The organism is Moorena sp. SIO2C4 (assembly GCF_010672485.1).
Taxonomy (GTDB): Bacteria; Cyanobacteriota; Cyanobacteriia; order Cyanobacteriales; family Coleofasciculaceae; genus Moorena; species Moorena producens.
The window spans coordinates 1-2,795 of record NZ_JAAHGN010001007.1; the positions used below are offsets into that span (position 1 = coordinate 1).

Genomic DNA, 2,795 nt, shown 5'->3' on the forward strand with positions numbered 1-2,795 from the left:
CTTGGATTGTTGGTACTTTTAACATTCTTGTACTCCCGGAGACGAAACCTTAGAATATGGCAGCCTTTATGGTTGGTCGGCTATGGGCAAAAGGGTCAAAACTTTATGATTAAGGCTGCCCTATTCTTGCGGTAACTTCTGACCGTTTTTATTAGGTATTGGTATTTCCCTCAACCCTTGATGCGTCCAATTTTCCGCACGGTCGTTTAGTTTTCCTAGTACCTCGAACCGTTCTTTGTAGCTTAGGGACTTTTTCCCATCTACTCCGGCGGTTTTCTTTCCTTGATTAAGCTGTGTCACTTGGCGGATTGCCATTAATTGAGCTGAGCGGGATTTCAGAATCAGTTTTTGTAAAGACCGCGCCTTTCTCAGGTCACCATCTCGAACCGCTTTGTACACTCGCTTCTGTAGGCGGAAAAGGTTCCGGCGGAGTTGTTTCCACTTTTGGCTTTTCCATAGGTCACTATATCTATTTGACATGTGTCTACCCATGCTCTCCATTAGTTTTGTGTATTCTGGATACCCGCCACCAGTTTTGGGTGGCATCCTACCCGACAGTGGGGATTAAGTCGGCATAACTTACCGAGGTTCGACTATTCCTCAGACCCATACTTGCTGTCGTTTTTACTCGTTCCGTCTGTCAGATTGTTTTGGTGATTTAGGGCAGTCCAATTTGCCTACCCTCTTCTCAGAGATTACAGCTATCACGAAAAGAATGCTGTGAGAATGAGAGGGTCAAGTCGCACACTATTTACATCTCAGATTGTGGCTTCATTCTTAGACACTTTTCTAGGACTAGTTTTACCCTTGTCACCTCCCCGTTAGCGCCAGTGATACCTATCTGCTTTGGTTCTGCTTGCGCCCTGTTGCCAGCTTCACTCTGTGGAGTTGCCGCCCACTCGGTGTGGCCAGGTAGGGAGTCACTTATCTCTTCAAGGGGTGGGTTTTCACCACCATCCGAAAGACAGTTAAGAATCTTTGAGGGTGTTTCCTCGCGATTCTCCTAACTCTTACCCCTCTAGAAACTAGAGGCTCTTAGTTAGAACGAGCCGCACCTTCGTTAAATGTTGATTTGATTTTGTTGACCGTTGAGGGTTGAGAGTTGACAACCGAGGTTTTACTGCCCTAATGTAACTTAAACATAAATATGAGTTAAAATCGGATATAATCTATGTATAGAAGCTATTTCAGGTTAAAATATTCGTCTCTAAGACAGACAACTCCTGACTCAGAAGGAAGAAGGTAAATTTTAGGTAAGCATTCAGCTGACCACTGACCGCTGACCGCTGAATGCTTACTGGTCTTGAAAGTTTCCTGCATCATTCTTGGTGATTAGCCCAATAAGTATATAGATACTTAAAAATCAGCTATTAGCACTCAGCATTCAGCAGGTAGTGCCTTAGCTGAATGCTTACAATTTTAGATGGGGCCCTTATCCCCATCTAAAATGCAGCCACCCAGAATTTGTGGGGGATTCTTTCACGATCACAAACATGGAACATTTAAGGATTGAATACATCGCCAGGGTCATGAATTGGGAAGCTAATTCTATGCTTGAAGCAACGCTATGGATACTTACCACGCTTTTTATAGGAACTCTTATATCTAGTCTTTTTCATCGCTTCAGGTTTGGTGCAACAGTTGAGCAACTAATCGAGACAAGATTTTACGAGGTTTTACCAGTACGTAGCCTTTTTTGGGCTTTATTTTGTGCTTTTGGTTACGGACTAGCTTTTACCTCGTTCGCTGCTTTGACAAATATTTTTCAATTAGTTTTTAATGAATCACGATCATCTGAAACCGCATGTAAATTACTTTTAAGCGGAGGATTGGCATTTTTATTTGCTATTACACTTAAATCTTTAAAGTATGCTCTTCTGAGAATTCCAAATCAGAAGCCTCTACCTGTCAAAACAGATGGAGTATCAGTTCGTTATGGAATTCATCCTCGCTTGTTAAAAACTTTGGGTTTTGAACGATTTCCTAATGAAAAATCTCCCAAAAATGTTGAAGAGCGGATAGTTAGATATTTAATTGCTGTGATAGGTGTAACATGTATAGGATTGATCTTTTTTATCCTATTCAAAAATAATGAATACAATTTTGAAATAGATTTTACCACTTCAATACAGGATGTTTTATCGCAAATACCTTCTATTCAGACATCTTTTATATTAACCACTATTGCCATTATTCCTACGCTAATTGTGTTGATAATATTCAACAATAGGGATTACACATTCCTGAATTTAAATCAATCTTTGCTTGTTAAAGTTGGGATTGTTTTTTTGAGTATCTTTTGCCTTAGGTATTTAAATTTAAAATTCTACACGACTGTAGTTATAGTTGCAATAATCTTGTCTTTATATGGGCTGCGAATGATAGCAGACTTAATCTTAGAATCGTCGTATACAAGAGTTAAGCGAGTATATAATCCCATTGCAGAAAAAATTAAGCATTACACCTCATATCTTGAGCAAATTTATATTGACCCACAACTAAAACTAGGTTCACTACAGAAAAATCAACTGGCAGATCGTATCAGCAGGGGTTGTAAGAATTTAGAAGAGCGAGGAATCTTTGTTGTTCGGAACTTGGCAAGATTCTTGAACTTGGTTGAGGTTCAATATGAGGAATTTGCCGTTGCTATGCTACGTTACCTCACTGTACGGCGGTATATCACTCTTGGTGGTGCTTCTGGCACCTATCGCCCACTTCAGCGTCCTGCTGTACCCATGTGGGATTATGACCTATTTCCTCTTCATCCTCCCAATGGCTATGTGAATTGGATTGAT

Annotated in this window: 2 protein-coding genes and 1 pseudogene; 1 reads left to right on the forward strand and 2 read right to left on the reverse strand. The window is 40.4% G+C overall.

Annotated elements, in window-relative coordinates; all coding sequences use genetic code 11:
* Nucleotides 1-138: 138 nt before the first annotated feature.
* Together F6K20_RS32820 and F6K20_RS32825 are read right to left on the reverse strand one after the other, a co-directional pair.
* Nucleotides 139-492: pseudogene (locus tag F6K20_RS32820) on the reverse strand (reverse transcriptase N-terminal domain-containing protein); the annotation flags it as partial.
* Nucleotides 493-1,182: 690 nt separating this feature from the next.
* Nucleotides 1,183-1,323 carry a hypothetical protein gene (locus tag F6K20_RS32825; protein WP_154659858.1) on the reverse strand — a complete coding sequence of 47 codons (141 nt, stop codon included), beginning with the start codon at nucleotides 1,321-1,323 and terminating at the stop codon, nucleotides 1,183-1,185.
* A 206-nt stretch (nucleotides 1,324-1,529) separates the two neighbouring features.
* Between F6K20_RS32825 and F6K20_RS32830 the strand changes: the two genes are divergently transcribed.
* On the forward strand, nucleotides 1,530-2,795 hold a 1,266-nt coding region (locus F6K20_RS32830; protein WP_287297557.1), incomplete at its 3' end, for a hypothetical protein.

What these genes read in the sequence shown, in the direction of transcription:
- F6K20_RS32825 (WP_154659858.1), bottom strand. Translation starts at nt 1,323, where the DNA reads ATGATGCAGGAAACTTTCAAGACCAGTAAGCATTCAGCGGTCAGCGGT.